Origin of the sequence: Winogradskyella sediminis (genome assembly GCF_003387355.1) — a bacterium.
GTDB classification, from domain to species: Bacteria; Bacteroidota; Bacteroidia; order Flavobacteriales; family Flavobacteriaceae; genus Winogradskyella; species Winogradskyella sediminis.
Genome location: NZ_QUNH01000002.1, coordinates 1006015 through 1030169 on the forward strand (window position 1 = coordinate 1006015; position 24155 = coordinate 1030169).

The 24155-nt window shown below is 33.1% G+C and carries 19 protein-coding genes and 1 other RNA gene; 9 read left to right on the forward strand and 11 right to left on the reverse strand.

Going from position 1 to position 24155, the window contains the following annotated elements; all coding sequences use genetic code 11:
* Window positions 1–163: 163 nt before the first annotated feature.
* Window positions 164–1171 (reverse strand): glycosyltransferase family 2 protein, encoded by a 1008-nt coding sequence (locus C8N41_RS11820; RefSeq protein WP_115839394.1) that lies wholly within the window; start codon window positions 1169–1171, stop codon window positions 164–166.
* An 84-nt stretch (window positions 1172–1255) separates the two neighbouring features.
* On the opposite strand from C8N41_RS11820, the gene C8N41_RS11825 reads away from it, so the two are divergent.
* A complete protein-coding gene (locus tag C8N41_RS11825) occupies window positions 1256–3148 on the forward strand; it encodes a M61 family metallopeptidase (protein WP_115839395.1) in 1893 nt (630 codons plus the stop codon).
* Window positions 3149–3353: 205 nt separating this feature from the next.
* Here C8N41_RS11825 and fahA read toward each other — a convergent pair whose 3' ends face one another.
* Window positions 3354–4646 carry a fumarylacetoacetase gene (gene fahA, locus C8N41_RS11830; protein WP_092447836.1) on the reverse strand — a complete coding sequence of 431 codons (1293 nt, stop codon included), beginning with the start codon at window positions 4644–4646 and terminating at the stop codon, window positions 3354–3356.
* Window positions 4647–4756: 110 nt separating this feature from the next.
* On the opposite strand from fahA, the gene glyA reads away from it, so the two are divergent.
* Window positions 4757–6031, forward strand: coding sequence for a serine hydroxymethyltransferase (glyA, locus tag C8N41_RS11835; RefSeq protein WP_115839396.1), 1275 nt, complete (start codon window positions 4757–4759; stop codon window positions 6029–6031).
* Between the two features lie 94 nt (window positions 6032–6125).
* Here the strand turns inward: glyA and C8N41_RS11840 are convergent, their stop codons facing one another.
* From C8N41_RS11840 to C8N41_RS11855, 4 genes are all read right to left on the reverse strand, one after another.
* Window positions 6126–7706 (reverse strand): hypothetical protein, encoded by a 1581-nt coding sequence (locus C8N41_RS11840; RefSeq protein WP_115839397.1) that lies wholly within the window; start codon window positions 7704–7706, stop codon window positions 6126–6128.
* Window positions 7707–7859: 153 nt separating this feature from the next.
* Window positions 7860–8633, reverse strand: a complete 774-nt coding sequence (locus C8N41_RS11845) for a hypothetical protein (RefSeq protein WP_115839398.1) — start codon at window positions 8631–8633, stop codon at window positions 7860–7862.
* Between the two features lie 83 nt (window positions 8634–8716).
* Entirely contained in the window at window positions 8717–9106 is a 390-nt protein-coding gene (locus C8N41_RS11850; RefSeq protein ID WP_115839399.1) for an acyl-CoA thioesterase, read from the reverse strand.
* Between the two features lie 7 nt (window positions 9107–9113).
* On the reverse strand, window positions 9114–10142 hold the full coding sequence (locus C8N41_RS11855) for a glutaminyl-peptide cyclotransferase (RefSeq protein WP_115839400.1): 1029 nt from the start codon (window positions 10140–10142) through the stop codon (window positions 9114–9116).
* 99 nt (window positions 10143–10241) lie between these two features.
* On the opposite strand from C8N41_RS11855, the gene ffs reads away from it, so the two are divergent.
* The 3 genes from ffs to fsa all read left to right on the forward strand — a co-directional run bounded on the left by ffs (window position 10242) and on the right by fsa (window position 12117).
* An RNA gene (gene ffs, locus C8N41_RS11860) (signal recognition particle sRNA small type) lies at window positions 10242–10340 on the forward strand.
* 144 nt (window positions 10341–10484) lie between these two features.
* On the forward strand, window positions 10485–11288 hold the full coding sequence (locus tag C8N41_RS11865) for an SDR family oxidoreductase (protein WP_115839401.1): 804 nt from the start codon (window positions 10485–10487) through the stop codon (window positions 11286–11288).
* Between the two features lie 175 nt (window positions 11289–11463).
* Window positions 11464–12117, forward strand: a complete 654-nt coding sequence (gene fsa / locus C8N41_RS11870) for a fructose-6-phosphate aldolase (RefSeq protein WP_092447367.1) — start codon at window positions 11464–11466, stop codon at window positions 12115–12117.
* Between the two features lie 38 nt (window positions 12118–12155).
* On the opposite strand, the gene C8N41_RS11875 is transcribed toward fsa, so the two are convergent.
* A complete protein-coding gene (locus C8N41_RS11875) occupies window positions 12156–13616 on the reverse strand; it encodes a TlpA family protein disulfide reductase (protein ID WP_115839402.1) in 1461 nt (486 codons plus the stop codon).
* 343 nt (window positions 13617–13959) lie between these two features.
* Here C8N41_RS11875 and C8N41_RS11880 point away from each other — a divergent pair, with 343 nt between their 5' ends.
* On the forward strand, window positions 13960–15585 hold the full coding sequence (locus C8N41_RS11880) for an ABC-F family ATP-binding cassette domain-containing protein (RefSeq protein WP_115839403.1): 1626 nt from the start codon (window positions 13960–13962) through the stop codon (window positions 15583–15585).
* A 151-nt stretch (window positions 15586–15736) separates the two neighbouring features.
* On the opposite strand, the gene C8N41_RS11885 is transcribed toward C8N41_RS11880, so the two are convergent.
* Window positions 15737–15976: a putative signal transducing protein gene (locus C8N41_RS11885; RefSeq protein WP_115839404.1), complete on the reverse strand. Its 240-nt coding sequence runs from the start codon at window positions 15974–15976 to the stop codon at window positions 15737–15739.
* A 211-nt stretch (window positions 15977–16187) separates the two neighbouring features.
* Here C8N41_RS11885 and katG point away from each other — a divergent pair, with 211 nt between their 5' ends.
* The 3 genes from katG to C8N41_RS11900 all read left to right on the forward strand — a co-directional run bounded on the left by katG (window position 16188) and on the right by C8N41_RS11900 (window position 19974).
* On the forward strand, window positions 16188–18416 hold the full coding sequence (katG, locus tag C8N41_RS11890) for a catalase/peroxidase HPI (protein WP_115839405.1): 2229 nt from the start codon (window positions 16188–16190) through the stop codon (window positions 18414–18416).
* Window positions 18417–18492: 76 nt separating this feature from the next.
* A complete protein-coding gene (locus tag C8N41_RS11895; protein WP_092447372.1) occupies window positions 18493–18963 on the forward strand; it encodes an ankyrin repeat domain-containing protein in 471 nt (156 codons plus the stop codon).
* A 261-nt stretch (window positions 18964–19224) separates the two neighbouring features.
* Window positions 19225–19974, forward strand: coding sequence for a hypothetical protein (locus C8N41_RS11900; RefSeq protein WP_147298961.1), 750 nt, complete (start codon window positions 19225–19227; stop codon window positions 19972–19974).
* Window positions 19975–20529: 555 nt separating this feature from the next.
* Here the strand turns inward: C8N41_RS11900 and C8N41_RS11905 are convergent.
* The 3 genes from C8N41_RS11905 to C8N41_RS11915 all read right to left on the reverse strand — a co-directional run bounded on the left by C8N41_RS11905 (window position 20530) and on the right by C8N41_RS11915 (window position 24026).
* Window positions 20530–21531, reverse strand: coding sequence for a hypothetical protein (locus C8N41_RS11905; protein WP_115839407.1), 1002 nt, complete (start codon window positions 21529–21531; stop codon window positions 20530–20532).
* A gap of 145 nt (window positions 21532–21676) precedes the next feature.
* Window positions 21677–22981, reverse strand: coding sequence for a hypothetical protein (locus tag C8N41_RS11910; RefSeq protein WP_115839408.1), 1305 nt, complete (start codon window positions 22979–22981; stop codon window positions 21677–21679).
* Window positions 22974–24026 (reverse strand): hypothetical protein, encoded by a 1053-nt coding sequence (locus tag C8N41_RS11915; protein WP_115839409.1) that lies wholly within the window; start codon window positions 24024–24026, stop codon window positions 22974–22976. The genes C8N41_RS11910 and C8N41_RS11915 overlap by 8 nt, the downstream gene beginning before the upstream one ends.
* Window positions 24027–24155: the final 129 nt, after the last annotated feature.

Consider the following 24155-nt stretch of genomic DNA (forward strand, 5'->3'; position numbering starts at 1 on the left):
ATGATATGTTATTATTAATTTGAAGGTAGTAGAAAATAATGAAATTTTAGTTTGATGTATTTCCTCTACGCTGAATATACCATTTAGTTGTTTTGTCAGTTTTTTTTGTACACTTCAAATATATAGAATGCTTACTGATTACCTCGTTTCGCTTTTGAGAAATTTAACAGAAAAAGAAATAATCTATCATCGCTTGCATATTTTGAGTCTCAAAATATTGGGTAATTTCTAGTTGAGCTTTTGTATTGGCAACCGTAACGATACTTTGAGGTTGCTTTAGTTGAGATAAATAATCAAAATTATATAATTCTTGGTCGTATATATGTTTTCCTATTTTCTTTGGGTTATCACAAATCCAGTAAAATGGAATGTTATTTTGTATCAGTATTTTGGCTAACGTTTTGCCTTTATGTCCTGCTCCCCATATGGCAAGAGGTCTACTCGCATCGTAATTCAACTCTATAAAATAATGCACTTTAAGATCTAAAAATGAATTTTCTGCATAATGTTTATGCGTTCGCGATGTTCGTGTACTGTAATCTCTCCAGTAGAGTAAGATGTCATTGCAAGGGATACAAGTATAGTTGGCTTTATAAAACCTAAAGGCTAATTCGTAATCTTCAGGATACACTTCAGAATTAAAACCTCCACAGGCCTCAAAATCATCGCGATGTAACATCCAACACGGAGATGGAATAACACATTCTTTATAAATTTCAGAATAGTTTTTACCGTCAACCGTTAAAGAGTTTAACCATTGCTCATAACGAGCAAAACCATCGCTAACTCCATCGGCTCTAAAGTATTTTACTTGTCCGACTGCTAAGTGTTTTTTTCCATACATTTCTAGATTTTCAACCATTTTTTCTAGTCGGATTGGTGCCATAATATCATCACTATCCATTCTTGTAATATACCGTCCGCTACTATATTTATAAGCTGTTTTTAAAGCTTCTATAATTCCATTGCCATTATTTTTATAGAGTTTAATTCTAGTGTCTGTACTTGCGAATTTTTCAACAGTTTTGTGAGCCTTATCTTCCGAATGATCATTAATAAAAATGGCTTCCCAATTTGTGTAGGTTTGATTTGTAATAGACGTTAGGCATTCAGCAATAAATAGTTCTGTGTTTTTAAAAGGGATTACGATACTGACTAAGGCTTGTGACATGTTGCGAATTTAACAAAACCTTTAGGTTTTTAATAGTAACAGATTGTAGATTTGTGCGTCTATTAAAAAAAATAATATTTATACATGAAGAATTATGTTGCCATTCTTGGCCTAAGCATCCTTTTGGTGGGTTGTGGATCTGCAAAACCAACAGCAGATGATTTAGCAGTTAGTAATCCTATTGAAACCGCATTAGATTTAACCGCAGTAAATAAGGATAGAGTACCAGTAACTATTAATCCAGGACGTTTCACCGAGGAAACCGTAACATACAGATTACCTAGAGTTGTTCAGGGCAATTATTCGGTTAGTGATTTTGGTAAATATGTAGACGATTTTAAGGCTATTGATTACGACGGTAACGAATTAGTGACTACTAAGATTGATGATAATTCATGGACAATTGCTAACGCTTCAAAATTAGATAAACTGCAATATTATGTAAATGATACTTTCGATGTGGAGTCCGTTGGAGGTATAGGTGGTGAAGAGCCATTTTCGCCAGCTGGAACTAATATAGAAACAGATAATTTTGTATTGAATCTACATGGTTTTATTGGTTATTTCGATTCTTTAAAGAATGCGCAATACGCTGTTGATGTTACAGCACCTGCAGATTTTGTTAGAACTTCTGCATTAGAAGAGAAAGGCACAAAAGTTAGTGCGGATGGTAAAACGATGACCTCTAGTTATTTTGGTCAGCGTTATTTTGATATCACAGACAACCCAATGATGTATGGAAAATTAGATGTTCAAGAATTTATGGTTGGTGATATAAAAATAGTATTAAGCGTTTATTCACCTAATCAAAAACACACAGCGGAAAATCTTAAGGAAACTATTTTTAAAATGATGGAGGCGCAAAAAAGATATTTGGGTGATATTAATAGTACTCCTCGTTATGATATCTATTTGTATTTATCTAGAGGAGGCGAAAATGATCCTAAAGGGTTTGGAGCGCTAGAACACCACACTTCAACAGTAGCTGTGTTTAATGAAAATGAAAGTCCTGAGAGTTTAAAGGATGCTTTGGTTGAAGTAATTTCTCACGAGTTTTTTCATATTATAACTCCCTTATCCGTGCATTCTGAAGATGTACATTATTTTGACTACAATAAACCTACATTTTCTAAACATTTATGGATGTATGAAGGCGTAACTGAATATTTTGCTCAGCATTTTCAAGTATATGAAGGTCTAGTAGATAATAATGAGTTTTATAATAGTATATATTCTAAAATTAATCTATCAAAGCGATGGGATGATGCTATGAGTTTTACTATTATGAGTGAAAACGTATTAGATGATCCTTATGCTGATAATTATCTTAATGTTTACTATAAAGGTGCTTTAATAGGCATGTGTATAGATATTTTAATGAGAAAGGAAAGTGAAGGCAACAGAAGTATGTTATCCTTAATGAAAGAATTATCTACTAAATATGGAAAAGATAAACCTTTTGAAGACGATAAGCTGATTACAGAAATAACAGCCATGACGTACCCTAGTGTTGGAGAATTTTTAAGAACCCATGTTCAAGGAGATTTACCAATCAATTATAATGAGTTTTTAACAATGGTTGGTTTAACTTTTGGAGAGCGAGAGAGCGAAACCAATTACATTTTTGCAGGTGGACAAAATATTATTTTTGATGCCGACCAAGAAAAAGGAGAAATTTTCTTTTCGCCAATGGCCTTGAAAAATTCTTTTTGGAAAGCACAAGGTATTGTTGCTGGCGATGTTATAAAAAAGGTGAATGGTGAAGAATTATCATTATTTAATGCAAATAATGTTATAAGTGGCATGTTTACTTGGAGAGAAGGACAAGAAATCACTATGGAGTTAGAGCGTGATGGAAAGCCTGTAATGATAAAAACAACCTTAACTCAACCTCATGCTCTTGCCGAAACTATAATTGAAGATGAAAATGCCACAGCAGAACAAAAGGCTGTAAGGGAAGCTTGGCTAAAAGGCTAAATAAGAACTGTGATGATTGTGCTAAGATAGCCACGATTAATATTTATAAATGTAACCAGAGAGCGTAAGTTCTCTGGTTTTTTTATTGGTGGTAAGCACTAATGTGTTATTGTTATTGTGAAGCTTATTTATATAAAATAAAACGGAAGACTAAAGGCACAGTGCCTTTAGTCTTCCGTTTTTATTATTTATTTAAGTTAAGAAACTATTTCTTTTTCTTAGAATCAAATACAGGTAATAATTCTGTTTTTACAGAACCAAAACCAATTCTAATATCATCGTTTTCACAATAACCTCTCATAATTACAGTATCGTGGTCGTTTATAAACTTACGTTCAGAACCGTCTTTCATTTTTAATGGTTTTTCACCTCTCCAAGTCAGTTCTAACATAGAACCGTAAGAATCTGGTGTTGGTCCCGAAATGGTACCACTACCCATCATATCTCCAGAATTTACAGGACAACCATTAACTGTATGATGTGCTAATTGCTGTGCCATGTTCCAGTACATATATTTAAAGTTAGATTTACAAACCGTAGTTTCTTTAGAGCCTTTAGGTTGAATAGCCATTTCCAAATTAATATCGTAGCTCTTTTTTCCTTTGTATTGTAAATAAGGTAACTGTGGCTTAACTGGTTTTGGACTCTCTACTCTAAATGGTTCTAAAGCATCTAGGGTAACAATCCAAGGAGAAATAGAGGATGCAAAGTTTTTAGCTAAAAATGGACCTAATGGTACATATTCCCATTTCTGTATATCGCGAGCAGACCAATCATTTAACAGTACCAATCCAAAAATGTACTCTTCTGCTTCTTCAATAGGAATAGGTTCACCTAAATCATTAGCATCCGTAGTAATAAAAGCCATTTCTAATTCAAAATCCACCAATTTACTAGGTCCAAAAACAGGAGTATCAGAACCAGCAGGCAATGTTTGTCCTTGTGGACGATGAATCGGAATTCCAGATGGAATAATAGAAGAACTTCTACCATGGTAGCCAACAGGTAAGTGTAACCAGTTTGGCATTAAGGCATTTTCTTCGCCTCTAAACATCGTACCTACATTAGTAGCGTGTTCTTTACTGGCATAAAAATCCGTATAATCACCAACTTGAATAGGTAACTGCATTTCAATTTCATCTAAACGAAATAAGATGGTTTCTTTATGTGGAATATTATTCTTTAGCGTATCATTTTCAGCATCAAATATCTCAGCGATTCTATTTCTAACCAAACGCCAAGTTTTTCTACCGTCTGCAATAAAATCATTTAAGGTATCTTGAAGAAATATATCGTCCGTTAAAGGAATTCCTTTAAAATATCCTAATTGGTGTAAAGCACCAAGATCAATGGCCGTATCTCCAATTCTGGTTCCAATGGTAATGATATCGTCTCTCGTTAAGAAAACACCAAATGGAATATTTTGTATTGGGAAATCTGAGTTTTTACCGACATGTAACCATGAGGTACGATCTGGATTGTTAGCGGATAATGGCATATAGTTATTGTTGATTAAATGTTCATTAAATTCATTCAAACCTACATAATTTTTGATATTTAAACTAATGTATTCACTATTTTTGTATCGATTTAACAAACACATTATTTATGCAACGCGACGAACAAATATTTGAACTTATTAAAGCCGAAAAAGAACGCCAAATTGATGGTATAGAATTAATAGCATCAGAAAATTTTGTTAGCGACCAGGTAATGGAAGCTGCAGGTTCTGTACTGACTAATAAATATGCTGAAGGCTATCCAGGAAAACGCTATTATGGTGGTTGTGAAGTGGTCGATGAAGTAGAACAAATTGCAATTGATCGTGCTAAAACCTTATTCGGAGCGGCATATGTTAATGTTCAACCGCATTCTGGAAGTCAAGCCAACACAGCAGCATACCATGCGTGTTTAAAACCAGGTGATACAATTTTAGGATTTGATTTGTCTCATGGTGGACATTTAACTCATGGTTCTTCTGTGAATTTTTCTGGTAAATTATACCGTCCTACTTTTTATGGAGTAAAGAAAGATACAGGCTATATTGATTACGATATGTTGGCAGACCAAGCACAAAAGGAAAAACCAAAATTGATTATAGCAGGTGCTTCAGCATACTCTAGAGATATCGATTTTGCTAAATTTAGAGAAGTGGCTGATAGTGTAGGTGCAGTATTATTAGCGGATATTTCACATCCGGCAGGATTAATTGCTAAAGGGATTTTAAATGATCCAATGCCGCATTGCCATGTGGTAACGACAACAACTCATAAAACTTTAAGAGGACCGAGAGGTGGTATGATTATGATGGGTGAAAATATTGATAATCCATTTGGTATTACTCTAAAAAATGGTAAACTGCGCAAAATGTCTGGTTTATTAGATTCTGCTGTATTCCCAGGAAATCAAGGTGGACCATTAGAGCATATTATTGCTGCTAAAGCGATTGCTTTTGGTGAAGCTTTGACAGATGATTTTATGCATTATATGTTACAAGTAAAACATAATGCAGCTGCTATGGCAAAAGCTTTTGTTGCTAAAGATTATAACTTAATTTCTGGTGGTACTGATAACCACATGATGTTAATTGATCTTAGAAATAAAAATATTACAGGTAAAGACGCTGAAAATGCTTTAGTAAAAGCAGATATTACGGTGAACAAAAATATGGTACCATTTGATACCGAATCTCCTTTTGTAACTTCTGGAATTAGAATTGGAACTGCTGCAGTGACTACTAGAGGTTTAAAAGAGAATGATATGCCATACATTGTAGATTTAGTGGATGAAGTTCTTAAAAATCATGACAATGAAACGGTTTTAGCAGGTGTTGCTGAAAAAGTAAATACACTAATGGGAGGAAAACCGTTATTTAATGCTTAAAAATTAAAAACCGTTTAGGTTAAATTAATATTTAAAAAGCCTTTCAATTTAGTTTGAAAGGCTTTTTTATTATTCACTATGTTAATAAAGCGATTTAATCTTCGAAAGTAGAAAAATTATAAGCACCAGCATCAAAGGAACCTGAATCTATTCTTGAGGCACCAAGAATATCGTTAAGTACTAAATTTGAATACGTTGCACTTCCAATTCCTTTAGCACTAGAATCTTCACCAATCTTCATGAGACTTTCATAAGGATCTTCAAAATCTGGATTTTCATTAAACACATTATCAATATAAAAAGCGGTGTCGTCAAAATTATAATTTCCATTGCCTTGTAAGTTGTTATCGTTGAAACGTAATAAGCAATTTGAAAATTTATAATTAAATACGTCTCCTTCATTTTCTAATATAAACTCAGGATTATCATTACCGTAAATAATACAATTATTAAAATTAGCTTCAGTTAAATCGTTTGTAAAAATGGTGTTGTTTTCATCAAGAATATAATCATTTATGAGTAGGGCAGGGTATTCTCTAAAACTACTATTCCAGTAATTAGCAATGGTTGAATGGGTCACGTTGTATTTTCCTCCATACGTTCCAGCAAATGAGGATTGACCAGCATTATTTATAACTAAATTTTCTGCTCGTATAGACGTTGCTCGTCCTAATATTCCAAAACTACTTACATTGTAGATTTGAGTATTAGTAATAGTCAATTTATCAGTTGGTGCATTTTGGTTTCCTTCAGATAATACACCAATCGTTGCATTTTTAATGGTTGCGTAATTAATCGTATTATTTTCGCTTCCGTTGTACAACCAAATGGTTCCCCATTGTCCGGGAATATCTTCATAAAGCGGCTCTAAACGATCACCTTCTAAAATTACCTCATTTTCTAAGGTTTCTTGGTCTGTACTTAGGGCTCCATTGATTTGTAATGAGGCGTTATCGGTAACAATTATTCCAGAATCTGCATGAAAATGTACACGTGCACCAGCTTCCATAGTTAAGGTTTTACCAGATCCTACACCTGCATAACCATAAATAACATAGGGTTTTTCGTTGGTAAATGTCAATTCGTCATCAGTGAGAAAACGACCTTCTAGTGTGGTTTCGTCTGGTGTTCCATCACCATCAACATCAAAACTTAGGGTTTCAACAATACCTGTGGTGTCATCTTTACTAGGGTAGATAAAAACAGCGTCTTTAACTAAGGTAACTACATCAATGTCTTGTTGATTATTTCCAGAGTCGAATAGGATTTTGTCCGTATATAAAAACTGATTCTCTAAAGCTCCTAAAGTTGAAATATCAATAGTGGTTTCAATAAAAATAAACAAACTGTCGTTGGCCAATAATTCTACATCTTCAAAGAATTTACCTTCTTGAGCGTCTTCTAATCCTGTGTTGCCATCAATATTCATTCGATAAAGTGAATTCACACCATTTTCAAATTGTATGGTCGGAATCACAATATCGTCATCACTCCGGTTATATACTTTAAGATTGTACGTGCTAGAGCCAATGTTGGTAAAAACAGTATCTAAGTAAATGGTATCTTGGGTAAACTCAAGATTTCCTTTGCTTGGTGTAAATTCAAAATCATTACGACAAGAACTCCAAAATAATAAGATTCCAAAACAAAGTAAGAATGATAGCAATCGCTTCATAAATGATAAATATAATTAAGGCTTAAAAATATAACTTTTGAAGTTAGTATTTATTATAGTTACCTAGAAATATATGAAGATTGTAATGGCTAAGAAAACTAAAAATAATTTCGACTCATTGTAAAGGTCTACTTTTTAATATTGAAACGCTTATTAATCTTTTTTTTGTTGAACACTTTTTTCGCCGTATTCTTCCAATAGAATTAAGAAAAGTTGACTACTGACAACGAGCTCTTCTAAGAATTCCATTTTATTTTCTTCCTTTAGCAGTTCTGAACTCATCATTTTGGCATCGCAAAAATCAAAAAAGAGGTATTTTTTATCTTCAGGGATATTAAGATTATCCGTTATTAAGCGCGTATTAAAAAAGGAACTATTATTAAATAAGGAGTCCATTTGTGTATACGTTATAGGTTGATAGCTTGGTGGAATATATTTGTCTTTATTTCTGAAAAGCTTAGCCACTAGTCCTATAATAGCAAAGATATCCGGACCATAGGTGGTAGCTTCAGGTTGGTATTTTTCTGGATGATTTTTGATGTCTTCCTGAATCATATTTCTGAGGTCGGTATTGTATCTTTCCTCAACAAAAATAGGTTGCTCTGGTGTGGCATTGATTTCCACTTCATCAAGTTCGTTAAGAATTTCTTTAAGTTCAAAGACTGCTGTGCCTTCAAAATGAAAAGCTTTTAAAGCAACGGCTTTAGGATGATAAAATAAGGATTGAAAAGAAATGGTGTCATTTACTTTAGCATCAATACTAAAATTTCCATCACTATCACTTAAGGTAATGCGTTGTTGTGTTTCATTAAAAATTTTTATGTCTTTAACAGTGCCTTTGGCATCGTAGACTTTTCCATTTAGGGTTTGGGCACTATTTATAGACGGAAGACAAAAAAAAAAGATGAGAATGGTAATGTTACGCATGTTCGATTTGATTGATGCGTTAAAGTAAGGTGATTAAGTTGATATAAAATGGTGCTTTAAAAAAACTTTAACCTAAAGTAATGTTAATTAAAAATCTCAGAGACTTCGGTAGTTATCCGTGTAGGGCGCTGTGTTTTAGCGTCCATAAAACACCACTTGGCTTTAGAATTTACAATACGCTTTTTAGTATTTAGATTTGTGATTTCAACATGTCTAATACTACTTACGCCTGTCACTTTAGAAACGTAAGTTTTAAGTAAAAGTTGGTCGCCTAATAATGCTGGACTTTTATATTCAATATAATGATTGACTAAAAACCAAGCATAGCTGTCTAAAATGGCTTTTGTAGCGTAGGTTTGCCAATGCTCTTTCGCAATATCTTGTACCCATTGCACATAGCGCACATTGTTTACATGATTGAGATCATCAATATCACCTTCAACAACCGTTATAGTTTTTTCAAATACCTTCATACAGCGGTTATTGCTTCATTATTTTAACTTCAAATATCTTGTCCCAATTTTTTCCGGTTACAAAAATAGTTTTTCGTTCTGGGTGGTAAGCAATACCATTTAATACATCTAATTCAGGGTGTTGGGTGACTAGTTGTTTTAATGGTTTAAAATTAATAACACCTTCAACACCTCCTGTTTTAGGGTCAATGATAACTACACCGTTACGTTGGTATATATTGGCAAAGATTTTACCATCAATCCATTCCATTTCATTTAGATTTGGAATCTTTCCTTTTTCTGTATACACTTCAATATGGCCTTTTTCGTTTAGGTTATCAGGATTTAAAAAATAAATTTTTTCTGTGCCATCCGATTTGTAAAGGGTGGTTCCGTCATTACAAATTCCCCAACCTTCTTTACTTGTACCGTATTTAAAAGTATCTAGTTCTTCAAAAGTATTAACGTCATAAATAAATCCAAGTTGGGCTTGCCATGTGAGCTGGTAAATTTTATTGTTTAATATGGTGAGACCTTCACCAAAATACTGATTTTTTAAATTGATGTTTTTTAAAACCTCGCCAGTTTCAAAATTAACTTTTCTAAGTTTCGATTCACCACGTTGCCCAGTACTTTCGTATAATTCGCCATTGAAAAATTCAAGTCCTTGCGTGTACGATGTAATATCGTGTGGATAGGTGTTTAAAACCTCATATTTGTAAATAGAAGGAATGATGTTATTATAAATTTGAACCGATTTAGATAAATTTATCATTTCATCTCCCAATTTAACCGTGGCTGTAATTTCTTTTTTACCTAAAGTAATGGCATCTAAAATACTAATATCTTCTATAGGTTGCTGGTCTAATTGGTACTTAACATCAGTGATTTCAAGCTGTTTGGGGTTGTTGATGAAAAGTTTTAAGGTATCACCGAGCATTAATGATTTTTCTGAGGTATTTATTGATAAGCTAGAATTTTTTGAAGTATTTGTATCACCACAATTTGATAAAATTAAGCTTAACGCTAAGAGAATGAAATATTTAGAAATCTGCATAATGGCTTTTTAATTTTTGAGCAAGTTATTAAATAAAATTCAGTTTAAAAATCTGTGTATAATTATTGCGAAAGTATTAAAAGATTGTATCTTTGCAGCCGGCAAGTCCTACACAACCAGCTCCTGCTGAATCCTCCAGGGCGGGAACGCAGCAAAGGTAAGCGGTCGTAGCGGTGTGATGTAGGTAGCTTGCCTTTTTTTGTACCCAAAACTCAAATCTTGAAAGCTATGGCTAATCGAGATTTTTTTAGTTTATAGCCTATCTTATTTAGGGTGCTAGGATATGTAAAGTGCTACTAACTTCAGAATTTGTATTTTCGATATTATAATTTATAAAATAGTATGTCTAAAGTTGTATTAATAACAGGAGGTTCTTCAGGAATAGGAAAATCTGTTGGTGAATTTCTTCAAGCTAAAGGGTTTAAAGTATATGGTACAAGCAGAAACCCAGAACGGTATCCGGAATCTAAATTTCCAATTGTAGCGCTCGATGTTACTAAAACTGAAACAATTTCGCAATGTATTGCTGACGTTTTAAGCAAAGCTTCTAAAATTGATGTGTTAATAAACAACGCAGGTGCAGGTATTACTGGGCCTATTGAAGAAATACCAGATGAAGAAATAAAACGCAATTTTGAAACTAATTTATTTGGACCCATTAATGTCATTAAGGCTGTTTTACCAGTAATGCGACAACAGCATTCGGGTTTAATTATTAATGTAACTTCCATCGCAGGTTATATGGGCTTACCTTATAGAGGTGTTTATAGCGCTAGTAAAGGAGCTTTAGAATTAATTACAGAGGCTTTTAGAATGGAATTAAAGGGATTTAATATTAATATGACTAATGTTGCGCCTGGAGATTTTGCGACTAATATTGCTGCTGGTCGTTATCATGCGCCCGCTTTAGAATATTCGCCATATAAGGATACGTATGGTAAAACCTTACAAATGATGGATGAACATGTCGATGCAGGTGGTGATCCAAAACAAATGGCAGAAGCTATTTATAGTATTATTCAAACTAAAAACCCTAAAATTCATTATAAGGTTGGGGCTTTTATGCAGAAATTCTCTATTGTTTTAAAACGTATTCTTCCAGATGCGGTTTATGAGAAATTATTAATGAATCACTATAAGCTGTAAGTGTGGAGGTTTATTTTTTAATTTAAACCTAATGACATGTGCAATGTTGAGACAGGAAGCATAATTGTTAATTAGCTGGTATTGTTAATATATTATGAAAAATCATTACTCGACATGCCTTCTAAAGTCGTAAATTCGCGACAATCAAAAACACAACAATTCAAAACAAGTTTTTATGAAATTTTTTATCGATACAGCAAACCTAGAGCAGATTAAAGATGCTCAAGATATGGGTATTTTAGATGGTGTAACTACAAATCCATCATTAATGGCTAAAGAAGGCATTACGGGAGTAGATAATATAATGAAACATTATGTTTCAATTTGTAATATTGTAGATGGAGATGTGTCTGCAGAAGTTATTTCTACAGATTTTGAAGGTATGGTTAGAGAAGGTGAGGCGTTAGCAGAATTACACGATCAGATTGTGGTGAAATTACCAATGATTAAAGACGGTATTAAAGCGTGTAAGTATTTTTCTGATAGAGGTATTAAAACGAATGTTACTTTAGTATTTTCACCTGGTCAGGCTCTATTAGCAGCTAAAGCAGGTGCTACGTATGTTTCTCCATTTATTGGTCGTTTAGATGATATTTCTACAGATGGTTTAAATCTTATCGCAGAAATCCGTCATATATTTGATAACTATGCCTTTGATACAGAAATTTTAGCCGCATCCGTACGTCATACAATGCATGTTATTGACTGTGCTAAATTAGGAGCAGATGTTATGACAGGTCCTTTAAGTTCTATAACAGGATTATTAAAACACCCTTTAACAGATATAGGTTTAGAAAAATTCTTAGCCGACTATAATAAAGGAAATTAAGACATACATAGTGCTGAAGTAAGCACTGAATTTATAATTTAAAGAGCATCTTGTTTTACAATAAGATGCTTTTGTTGTAATAAGTCCTCAAGGGTTTCTTTAAAATTAGAATTAAAGATATTAGCGTTAGGATGTAAAATGATGCCATTTTCATCTACTACAATACACTTGTTTAAATAGTTTACAGCTAATGTTTTTCGGGCTTCTTTAGAGTTCTTAAACTTAAATTCATTAATAGTAGGAAAGTTATAGTTGTCTATAATTTTTTTCCAGTATTTATCATTATTGTCATTTACATTAATGGAAATAAAATCGGTTTGAGGAAAATTTAATTTCAATTTATCTACCATATAATGACTATTTCGATATTGCGATTTAGAATTTGAAGACCAGAAATAAATAATGGTAGGCTTGGTTATGATAGAATTTATAAAGTGTTCTGTATCGTTATAATTTACAATAGAAATATTAGGCAACGGATTCCCTTGACGCAATAATTTTAGGGAATTCACTAAATCCGTCATATACATTTTATCCTCTTCATTAGTGCTTTTTTGTAAGTAATAGTCCAATAATTCATTGGCTTCATCTTCCGTATGATTGTAGCTAATATATTCGCGAGCCTTATATTTTAATAAATTATTTTTAATAATAGGGTCCGAGACAATACTGTCTATTAAATCTAATTTAGACTTGTTGTAAGCCATAGCATGCCTATTAAATTTACTGTGATAGGCATTATTCTTATAATAATCATTAATGGCCAAATTATCAATATGAGAAAATAAGAATCGATTGTAAGCAAAAAATCGACTTAAATGGGTAGCATTATAATCAATATGTTTTCTATGTGCAAAAAAGCCTTCTGGTAAATCCTTAATATGAATTAATTTATTATTCCCAAAATACGCAAATGGATAAATCTCTTTATCAGCATAAGCATTGTAATTGATATTGGCTTCTATAATAGATTTAAAGAGCTCAGACTCTTCATTATGACTTAAAAATTTATGAAATGCATTTAACTGTTTCTGACGTCGCTTTTCAACAAAAGTATTAAATGCTTCAGGTTCCATTTTAGAGTATTTAACTAACTGTTTGGCTTCTTTTTCGTTAGATAAATACGTTTTAAGGAGGTAATTGTTTTTTCTGGCGCCAGGACCAGTAAATACTAACGATTCATCAAAATCATAAGTATTTAGTCTAAACATAATACTGTCATTAGGTTCTAAGAACACCATTTGATATTCACCTCCATGGGTTAAAGAATACAAGCCAGCATTTAGATTATCTATTTTGTAAACAAACCGATTGTTAAGATCTAAGGTAATAGAATCTAAAATTTGTCCTTGAGTATTATAAAGTACAACACTGTTATTTTTAGGATTTATGATTTCACCTCCAATATAAGCGTAATCAGACGTATTTGCTCCTTTGAATTGACATCCGAAAATTGTAGACAACAAAGTAAGAGTGAGAACAATACGACGTGTTAGCATAGGATTTTATTTCAAAAGTTAGTAAACAAAAATAAAAGATGCTTATGGTAACTGTTGTTAATACCTCGTTAAATGTTGTAGATGTGCAAAATATATTTAATCACAGGGATAGATTTTAGTGTTGTGGTATGTTTGAGTTTGCTGAATTTACGCTGCTAAATCCTGATTTTGGTAAACAAACAGTGATATACGATTTTAAAAGCGCGTAGAAATTCAATTTTTAAGGCTTTTTTAAGATTCCTAAGGCTGTATCATAGCATAATTTGTGTTTAATTTTCTACTTTTGCACTCTCAAAAATTCACCTTGATTTGTATTGAGGTTAATAGATTAAAATTATAAAACATGTTATCAGTTTCTAATCTTTCAGTTCAATTTGGAAAACGCGTACTTTTCGATGAAGTAAGCACAACGTTTAACAATGGTAATTGTTATGGAATTATTGGTGCCAATGGTGCTGGTAAATCTACATTTTTAAAAATTATTGCCGGTAAAATGGACCCAACTTCTGGAAGTGTCCATTTAGAACCAGGCAAACGCATGTCTGTTTTAGAACAGAATCATAACTTGTACGATGAAGACACTGTTTTAGAAACCATTTTAAAAGGGAATAAGCCGCTTTATAAATTAAAGACTGAAATAGATGCCCTTTATGCGGATTACACTGATGAAAATGCTGAAAAAATTGGTGAACTTCAAGTTCAGTTTGAAGAAATGAATGGATGGAATGCTGATAGTGATGCCGCTGCCATGCTCTCTAATTTAGGGATTAAGGAAGAGTTTCACTACACCTTAATGAAAGATTTGGATGGTAAGCAAAAGGTACGTGTATTGTTGGCACAGGCTTTATTTGGTAATCCAGATTTGTTAATTATGGATGAGCCTACCAATGATTTGGATTACGAAACTATTTCTTGGTTAGAAAACTTCTTAGCCAATTATGAAAACTGCGTTATTGTGGTCTCTCACGATAGACACTTTTTAGATTCTGTATGTACACATATATCTGATATCGATTTCGGAAAAATTAACCATTTCTCAGGGAACTATACATTTTGGTACGAGTCGTCTCAATTAGCGGCAAGACAGCATGCACAACAGAATAAAAAAGCTGAAGAAAAGAAAAAAGAATTAGAAGATTTTATCCGTCGTTTTTCTGCTAACGTTGCTAAATCTAAGCAAGCCACAAGTAGAAAGAAAATGATTGATAAATTAAATATATCAGAAATTAAGCGATCTAGCCGTCGTTATCCTGCTATTATTTTTGAACGCGATCGCGAAGCTGGAGATCAGATATTAAACGTACAAGGGTTATCTGCAAGTATTGAAGGTGAAACTTTATTTAAGAATATCGATATTAATTTAAATAAAGGAGATAAGGTCGTTGTGTACTCTAAAGACTCTAGAGCAACCACTGCTTTCTATCAAATATTAAATGGAAAAGAAGAGGCCGATTCAGGAAAATATGCTTGGGGTGTTACAACTACACAATCGTATTTACCATTAGATAATAGCGAGTTTTTTAATAACAAGTTAACCCTAGTAGATTGGTTACGTCAATGGGCAACCACTGAAGAAGAGCGCGAAGAAGTTCACATTAGAGGATTTCTTGGAAAAATGATTTTTAGTGGAGAAGAAGCTCTAAAAACTGCAGATGTATTGTCTGGAGGTGAAAAAGTACGTTGTATGTTAAGTCGTATGATGATGACCAGAGCTAACGTATTAATGTTAGATGAACCTACAAACCACTTAGATTTAGAGAGTATTACAGCATTCAATAATTCGTTAAAAAACTTTAAAGGCACCATCTTATTAACGACGCACGATCATGAGTTTGCGCAAACGGTGGGTAACAGAATAATAGAGTTAACTCCAAACGGTGTTATTGATCGTTACATGACATTTGATGAATACATGAATGATAAGAAGATTAAAGAACAACGCGAAAAAATGTATAATGTAACGGCTTAAAGTATGTTGCATAAGATTAAATTAAAAATGCTGATATAATAAAACATATCAGCATTTTTTTGTTTTTATCTCAAGTCAATCAGTCCTATTATAAACTATATAAAGGCTAACTGTAATGAATTAATGCAAAACCACTAGTGCCCTTTATTAATTAAGACGCTTCCATTTCGGCTTTTGTTTTATTAATAATCACCATAGCCTTCTCTAATTCATCGTTATGGACATACACTTCTTGAAATCCTTGATTCATTGAAGCATAACCCGCTAAACGTTGCGATTCACCTTCATCTTTTATGATTGGAACAATGCCAGCGGCTTCCAATTCATCTTTCACTCTTGTAACTAAAATAAAATTTCCGTAGTAAACTTTTGTATATTCTGTAGTGCTCATAATAATTAGGTTGAAATATTTTAGAAAAGTTACGAAATTAATTTGAAATAAAAATCCTAAATAATTCACAAAATTATTACCTATAACTATAGTTGTTTATGTAATGATAGTTTTTGGTTATTGAAATATTTGATAATAAAATATAAAAATATCTCATGTAAAATGATTATTTTATAATTTTATCGAAGAAACTCAGTAAATATTGTTATATATGGAAAAATCAACCCACGATTCTGCGGATCCAATACATGCAGAAAATGAAGAATTAAATCCACACGGTGGATCAGTTACAGGCAAATGTCCTTTTATGCAAGGTGCTATCACAACCACTGAAAAATCAGTAACCGATTGGTGGCCAAATACGCTTAATCTCGATATTTTGCATCAACATGATACTAAAACCAATCCATTAGGAGCCGATTTTAATTATCAGGAAGAGCTTAAAAAATTAGATGTGGATGCTCTTAAAAAGGACCTTCACGATTTTATGACCGATTCCCAAGATTGGTGGCCTGCAGATTGGGGACACTATGGAGGTTTAATGATACGAATGGCGTGGCATGCGGCAGGATCGTACAGGTTGGCAGATGGACGTGGAGGTGGAGGCACCGGAAATCAACGATTTGCACCATTAAATTCTTGGCCAGATAATGTAAGTTTAGATAAAGCGAGACGTTTATTATGGCCTATCAAGAAAAAATATGGCAATAAAGTGAGTTGGGCAGATTTAATTATTCTTGCCGGAACCATTGCTTATGAAAGTATGGGATTAAAAACCTATGGTTTTGCTTTTGGACGTGAAGATATTTGGCACCCAGAAAAAGATGTGTATTGGGGAGCTGAAAAAGAATGGTTAGCGCCAAGTGATGAGCGTTATACCAATGTTGACAGTCCTGAAACCATGGAAAACCCATTAGCTGCGGTACAAATGGGATTAATTTATGTAAACCCAGAAGGGGTTAATGGTAAGCAAGATCCGTTAAAAACAGCGCAGCAGGTACGTGAAACCTTTAAGCGTATGGCCATGAATGATGAAGAAACGGTAGCGCTGACTGCTGGTGGACATACCGTGGGAAAAACCCATGGTAATGGTGATGCAAGTATTTTAGGACCAGATCCAGAAAGTGCAGATGTTGATGCGCAAGGTTTAGGTTGGGCAAATCCTACCAAATCTGGAAAAGGAAGATACACGGTAACTAGTGGATTGGAAGGAGCATGGACAACGCATCCAACCAAATGGGATAATGGTTTTTTCGAAATGTTATTTAACCACGAGTGGGAATCTGTAAAAAGTCCTGCTGGAGCCGATCAATGGGAACCTGTAAGTATTAAGGAAGAAGATAAGCCTGTAGATGTTGAGGATTTAACAACAAGGCACAATCCTATGATGACGGACGCAGATATGGCCATGAAAATGGATCCTATTTATAGAGAGATTTCATTAAAATTTATGAATGATTTTGAGTATTTCTCAGACACTTTTGCACGTGCTTGGTTTAAATTAACACATAGAGACATGGGACCAAAAGACCGTTGGTTTGGACCAGATGTACCTCAAGAAGATTTAATTTGGCAAGATCCAATTCCTAAAGGAAATTACAATTATAATGTTGCAGCGGTTAAAGCTAAAATAGCTAGTACGGATTTAACAATTTCAGAATTAGTCTCTACAGCTTGGGATAGTGCAAGAACCTTTAGAGGATCTGATATGAGAGGAGGAGCCAACGGAGCACGTATTCGATTAGAACCTCAAAATACATGGGAAGCCAATGAACCAGAACAATTACAAAATGTATTAGCGGTATTAGAACCTATTGCATCAGAATTTAATATTAGTGTTGCAGATACTATAGTTTTAGCTGGTAATGTTGGTGTGGAAAAAGCTATAAAAAATGCAGGCATGGAGGTCAATGTCCCTTTTGCACCAGGAAGAGGTGATGCATCGCAAGAGATGACCGATGTGGAATCTTTTGAATCTTTAGAACCACTTGCAGATGGTTATAGAAACTATCAGAAAAAAGACTATGTAGTGAGTCCTGAAGAGCTATTATTAGACAAAACCCAATTGTTAGGTTTAACAGCTGCAGAAATGACTGTTCTTATAGGCGGTATGCGTGTTTTAGGGACTAATTATGGCGGTACAAAGCACGGAGTATTTACTGAAAATGAAGGAGCTCTTACCAATGATTTCTTTGTTAACCTTACGGATATGATTTACGAATGGAAATCACAAGACGATGGAACGTACCAAATCACCAACCGTCATACAGGAGAAGTGAAATATACTGCAACACGTGTAGATTTAGTTTTTGGATCTAATTCTATTTTACGTGCGTATTCAGAATTGTATGCACAAGACGATAGCAAAGCCAAATTTGTTAACGATTTCGTTGCTGCATGGACAAAAGTGATGAACTTAGGTCGTTTTGATATCAAATAAGATGTTTAACGATGTAAAACTTAAAAAGGAATGAGCTTTATAAGACATTCCTTTTAAGTTTAAAAAAATAAATAAAATGAAAGATATAGATGTGTTTTTTGAGGCCATTAGATCTGGCGATAAAGATAGACTTGAAGCCTTAATAAATATAAACCCTAATTTAGTGAGTGCTAAAGATGCACGTGGATTTACACCACTCATTTTAGCAACCTATTTTGATAATGAGGTAGCTACCCAATTACTCATTGAAAATAATGCAGACCTTAATGGTAAAGATGCCTCTGGAAATACGGCTTTAATAGGTGTGAGTTTTAAAGGTAATCTTGCGCTTGCAACCACTTTAGTAGAACGAGGTGCAGATCTCAATGCCGTAAATAATCTCGGAGTCTCAGCATTAATTTTTGCCACACAATACAATAACGTTGCTATTGTAAAATTGCTGTTAGAGCACCAAGCTGATAAAAGCATTACGGATAATGAAGGTAAAACCGCATTAGATTATGCTAAAGAGAAGAAATTTACCGAACTTATTGGGCTTTTAAATTAATAGATAGATTTTCATAAATTATAAACTGAGTTTAAGAATTAGCTTGTTATGGCTTTTTTTGAACTCAGTTTTTTTTGTGATTGAAGTCGGGCGTGGGCTTTATTAGTGTTTTCGAGATGTTTATTCGAATTGTTAGTTAAATATAATACGCTATAAGGTTATTATAACCTTATTATAAGCATACTATAACCACGCTATAACCTGTATTGTAAAATTTTGTATATTGCTGTAGATTAGGTGTTTAACTAAAAAATGAATCTTATGGCACAACAGAGCGGTATAATTCCTTTAGTAGGGACGTTAAATGGTATTAATTTTTATTATTTGAATGGCAAGCCGATTGCACGCAAAGCGGGTGGTGGGTTTAATAGAAAAGCAATAAAAAGTAAGGCAAGTATGCAACGTGTGCGCGAGAATGCCAATGAGTTTGGCCATTGCTCGGAGGTGAATAAAGCGTTTAGATCTGCGCTATTTCCGTTTTATAAGGGGCATAAGTTTACACATTTTCATAGTCGATTGATGGGCTTGTTTACGCGTATAAAGGCCTTAGATACGACGCATAAACGTGGTAAACGCTGCGTTTTTGAAGGGATAGGGCAGGAACAAGGTCTTCAACTGTTGCAACAGTTTAGTTATACGCCAGCTTGTAATGTGAGGCGAATTTTGCCTTTTGAGTTTCATATTTCTGATACTGATTTTACGTTAACCATAAGTGATTTTGATATTCAGCAGGTGGGCTTTGCGGAAGGTGCTACCCATATGGAGCTGACTTATGGTGTTTTGGATTTTGATTTTGAGCATTTGAATTATGCCTTGCATTTGGCTCCTTCTATGGTTTTGGATCGTGCTTATGCCAGTTCTACTTTAGTTTTAGAACCTGTTACTTTACCCAATGGTATTGGCACTGCGCTATGTGTGCTTGGTGTGCGGTTTTACCAAGCGGTGGATGGAGCTTTGTATGTTTTAAATGCAAACGATAGTGTTGGAATTACGGTATTGAAATGTGTATAGGCTGTTAGAGATTATGATTAGGTAAGCTCTAAAGCATCTGTTTGTGCACGTTTTTCAGCAAGCATATAAATAATTAATGGTATCACGAATTTCTTGTACCACTTTCTCTCCATAAAGCGGAATTAACAATTATGCAAACTCCCATTCGGAAACTCTTGAAAAGAAGGAGTTCTACCTGTTTCAGATTCTCAAAAGGCATTGTTGTTATCTAAAATATGATCTTGAATAGGACGTGTATTTTTTATCTCATTTACAGTACTGTCAATAAATTGTGAGGTTATCAGCAGGTTTAAATTCGACTAATTCTGTGGTTTGTTTTTATTGGTTTTAAAAAGAAAAGTTCCTAATAATTTAAAGAAAAGATATATTCCAAAAAACTTTAATTCCTATAAATATTATTTTCTTTCTCAATGTGTGTTTTTAATTATGCCAAACGGTTTTGTAGTTATGTGTTTAAGCACTAAGGTTAGCAAATAAATCACAGATAGAAAGTCCGCGAGGACTTTCGTAAGTAGGCTTGAACTAGAAATGAATTATACACGTTATTGTACACAGTTATTTTTTTAATAATTTTTCTAATTCAGTAGAATCAGTTTTTTTTAATTCGATTTCAAGGTTGCCGATTGTGTTTTTATTCAACAGTATTCTGTTTGCATAAATTTCTGTTCTTTTTTTAGCTATTACGACTAAAGATGTTTTATTCTTTATAGGTATTTCTGTAAATTTTAAATTATTCGGTTGTCGATAATCCGAAATAAAAGAGTTTAAATCTTGATAAATCAAAAATGTGGATACATTATCTAATTCTGATTGGTTCAAGTTTAGTTCGTAAGAGATAATTGCATCAGGTTCTATAATTTTGTCAACATTTATCCAACCTAAATTACTAATCAAAATAGAAGGGTAATCCCACCAGTTTATAACATAAAGTTCACTTGTTGCATCAGATAGCATATCAATATTTAGCTGAGAATAATAATCTAAAGAATCGATTGATATAATTTTATTCATATAAGTCTCAACTCCACCAAATTGTCTTGTTGATTCAAAATCAAATACAGGGAATGATATATATGTCTCTTTATCATCAATCCAAGTAATTTGATTTAATGAATCCAAAACACCGTTATAAATTCTGTCTCCTTTTCTGAATTTTTGCGCAAATTCGATTCTCAATTTTTTATCTTTTTTTAAATTGATTTTTTTATCTCCAACTTTTAGGTTGAGATATATCACACCGTTGGATTCTAACAGTTCATTTTTGTTGGTAATTGTATTTAAATTATCAGAAATCAGCTCTAATCGATTGTAATATTCTTTTAATTCTAAAGTTACTTTATCATTTTTGTTAATGTCAAAATCTTCTCGATTGAAGTATATTTTTGTCCCTTTTTCTCCTGTGATTATTTGGTTGGTTAGGGTATCTAAATCAAAAAATTGTTTTTCTATAACTAGAGTATTTTCAAAAGGATTGGTAGGTTTAAATTCAGCTATATCTTTTTTACAACTAAATATAGAAATTGAAACTAAAAAGTATAATAGGATTCTGTTTTTCATAATTGTTGCCAACGTCTACGGCTATGAGTAGTTGCGTGGTTTAGCACTTAACTTTGCAAGTACGCACCAAACTGAAAATCCGATAGGATTTTCAGAAGTAGGCGAGAACAAGCAATTACTTATAGCCATTGTTAGCAAAAGTATTTTATTCCTTAATTCTGTTATATAAAGTTTTACTAATCGCAACAGCTTTTTGGGTTTTGTTATTAATAACTGCGTCATATAACTGCTGATTGTCTTTTGGTAATCCAGTAAAGTCATTGAAAGAATAACTATTTAAAAAATCGCTAAACTTTGATACTTTATTACTTGACATTAATTTTCCAAGAACTACAGAGTCAGTAGTAATAACTTTCTCAAAATAATAGAACCATCTTTCCCTACTTATTTCAGAAAGTTTTTCTACTGCTATTGGATACGCAGCACGTGATACGCCATAGCTGTTACCTAGAAAAACTACCATATATGCTTGTATACAATCAATTAAAGCAGGTGCTGGTATTGTACTTCCAAGATTTGCCAATTTCTTTATAGCAAGGGGTTCATTATAAAAATTATTCATTTCAAAATGAGTTTCTAGAAGTTCTTTTGCAGCTTTCTTGAAAGTAACTGAACGTAGATTTTCTGGGACGAAGTCAAATCCACCAACCTTTAGTAAAGCATTTTTAAGCCCTGCGGAAGCAATTGTGTTGCCAGCAGCAGTAACATCTCGATAAGCTGTACCAATATTCCATTTATCATTTTCACCTAGATTATCCCAAATACTCTTAATTAATAAGTTTAAATTAGCAAGAGAATGCTCTAATCGGGCACCCTTATCATTTTTAATTGATGATAAAAGTATTGATGTTACAGTCCTTATATAAAATAAAGGTGAATTAATTACTTGGTCAACTTGAGGGTCTTTTAGTTGTAAAGTTTCACTTAAGAGTCTATCTCTAAAGTTTGAAAATTCTATTGCAATTGAAATATCAGATTCGCCAAGAATATATTGGATACTTGATTTAATCACTTGTACAGCGGATATATTGTCAATTTCCTCTGTAGCATCTTTTGAAAAAAAGTGTGTTATTAGTTCATTAGATTGTCTCAATTTAAGAGCTGCTGTTGTACTTACTACTCCCAATTGTTCTGCTAGTTCTATAGTAGTATAATCAGTCAAGGCAGTGTCAATACTTGAGTACTCATCAATATCTGTTCGACCAAGCATTTCTCCAATAAATTTCATACCCAACGTTGCTAAAGTCTCTTTAAGCTTTACCATTGCTTTTTTCCAAGCATATTCTGCAGCCATATCATAGGCTTTTATTTGAAAAGCTGCTACAATTTGGTTTTTCTGTTTTTCTGTTAATGAATTGGCATAAGAAACTATTTGATTAGTATCATTAACATCTGAAGGAATCATAACTCCATCAGGACCTTGCCATAATTGTACATTATTATTACTCATTGTTTTTCCAAATTTTTGAATTTCCGTCTTGCGACTTGTAGAAACAAGCTTTAAAAAGACCTGAATTAATCATTGATTCAAATGCTCTTGTTCTAGCTCCTCCAATAGGTTGCTCACCATCTTCGTTAGGAATAGACTCAATAAACATATGGTATCCAATAATTTTGCCATTATCACTTATTAACGTAATGCCATCGTGATTTAGCATAGAAATCATAACTCCAGAATAAGCTTTTAGGGTAACAGAAGATTCATTAGTTTTTTCTTTTTCAGTGTAAGTCACATAATCAGCAATATCAATTGGATTATCTAAATACACTCCATCCTTTAGTTTATCCTTTAATTTGGAAATTGAATCATCAGAGTTGTCTATTACTCCAATTAGGTTTCCGTGTCCTTGTTTTATAGCTTGGTTAATCGTCTTATCAATAAACGTTGTTATTTGAATTTTAAACTCATCTGAACATTTTGATGTTATTTCATTTGCAATTTCAAATATTTCATTGTTCGCAGATTGTTTTTTATCATTAAGTTCCAATGAAACATTTAAACATTTTTTCAAGCCTGTAATTTCTACTGTTTTTGAACCAATATTTCTTATATAAGCAATAGTCATCGTGTCTGATTCAACTCTTAAGGAACCTACTGTTTGTTCGTATATTGATGGACTAGTTTCTATTAACTCTGCATCGACTAGACCATATTTCATTCTTCCATTTTTGACCTCAATAAAAATAACCCAACTACCAAGAGCTAAAGGCGCGCAGAGCTTTATTACGTTCTTAAATTCATTTACAGATAATTCAGTTTCTCTTATAACTATTTCCTTATTAGATATAGTTTTAAAGATTTCTAAATCGTTAGTGACAATTACCTCGGGAAATAGAACTTGACCTTCTTCTTTGTAATCAGAAATTAGATTTACAATATGAAGAATACCTTCCTCTAATCTAGAGTCAGTTTTAAAATTTTCATCGAATAAAAATTCTTTAATAGAGTTTAAAATATTCTCTCTTAAAGACGAGAATTTAGTATATCTTTTCATTTACTTTTCTTCATATTTTTGCTAACGTGTTTGTGTATGGTTAGTTGCGTGGTTGGGTAGCTAATTTAGCAAACTTTTACGGACCAGAGAAAATTCCGCAGGAATTTTCGCAAGTAAGCCTAAAAAAGC

Bases quoted from the DNA above. Each gene is read 5' to 3' on its own strand.
- C8N41_RS11910 (WP_115839408.1), bottom strand. From the start codon at position 22,981: ATGAGTAATAATAATGTACAATTATGGCAAGGTCCTGATGGAGTTATG.
- katG (WP_115839405.1), top strand. From the start codon at position 16,188: ATGGAAAAATCAACCCACGATTCTGCGGATCCAATACATGCAGAAAAT.
- C8N41_RS11820 (WP_115839394.1), bottom strand. From the start codon at position 1,171: ATGTCACAAGCCTTAGTCAGTATCGTAATCCCTTTTAAAAACACAGAA.
- C8N41_RS11905 (WP_115839407.1), bottom strand. From the start codon at position 21,531: ATGAAAAACAGAATCCTATTATACTTTTTAGTTTCAATTTCTATATTT.
- C8N41_RS11895 (WP_092447372.1), top strand. From the start codon at position 18,493: ATGAAAGATATAGATGTGTTTTTTGAGGCCATTAGATCTGGCGATAAA.
- C8N41_RS11880 (WP_115839403.1), top strand. From the start codon at position 13,960: ATGTTATCAGTTTCTAATCTTTCAGTTCAATTTGGAAAACGCGTACTT.
- glyA (WP_115839396.1), top strand. From the start codon at position 4,757: ATGCAACGCGACGAACAAATATTTGAACTTATTAAAGCCGAAAAAGAA.
- C8N41_RS11900 (WP_147298961.1), top strand. From the start codon at position 19,225: ATGGCACAACAGAGCGGTATAATTCCTTTAGTAGGGACGTTAAATGGT.
- fsa (WP_092447367.1), top strand. From the start codon at position 11,464: ATGAAATTTTTTATCGATACAGCAAACCTAGAGCAGATTAAAGATGCT.
- C8N41_RS11850 (WP_115839399.1), bottom strand. From the start codon at position 9,106: ATGAAGGTATTTGAAAAAACTATAACGGTTGTTGAAGGTGATATTGAT.
- C8N41_RS11845 (WP_115839398.1), bottom strand. From the start codon at position 8,633: ATGCGTAACATTACCATTCTCATCTTTTTTTTTTGTCTTCCGTCTATA.
- fahA (WP_092447836.1), bottom strand. From the start codon at position 4,646: ATGCCATTATCCGCTAACAATCCAGATCGTACCTCATGGTTACATGTC.
- C8N41_RS11865 (WP_115839401.1), top strand. From the start codon at position 10,485: ATGTCTAAAGTTGTATTAATAACAGGAGGTTCTTCAGGAATAGGAAAA.
- C8N41_RS11915 (WP_115839409.1), bottom strand. From the start codon at position 24,026: ATGAAAAGATATACTAAATTCTCGTCTTTAAGAGAGAATATTTTAAAC.
- C8N41_RS11885 (WP_115839404.1), bottom strand. From the start codon at position 15,976: ATGAGCACTACAGAATATACAAAAGTTTACTACGGAAATTTTATTTTA.
- C8N41_RS11825 (WP_115839395.1), top strand. From the start codon at position 1,256: ATGAAGAATTATGTTGCCATTCTTGGCCTAAGCATCCTTTTGGTGGGT.
- C8N41_RS11875 (WP_115839402.1), bottom strand. From the start codon at position 13,616: ATGCTAACACGTCGTATTGTTCTCACTCTTACTTTGTTGTCTACAATT.
- C8N41_RS11840 (WP_115839397.1), bottom strand. From the start codon at position 7,706: ATGAAGCGATTGCTATCATTCTTACTTTGTTTTGGAATCTTATTATTT.
- C8N41_RS11855 (WP_115839400.1), bottom strand. From the start codon at position 10,142: ATGCAGATTTCTAAATATTTCATTCTCTTAGCGTTAAGCTTAATTTTA.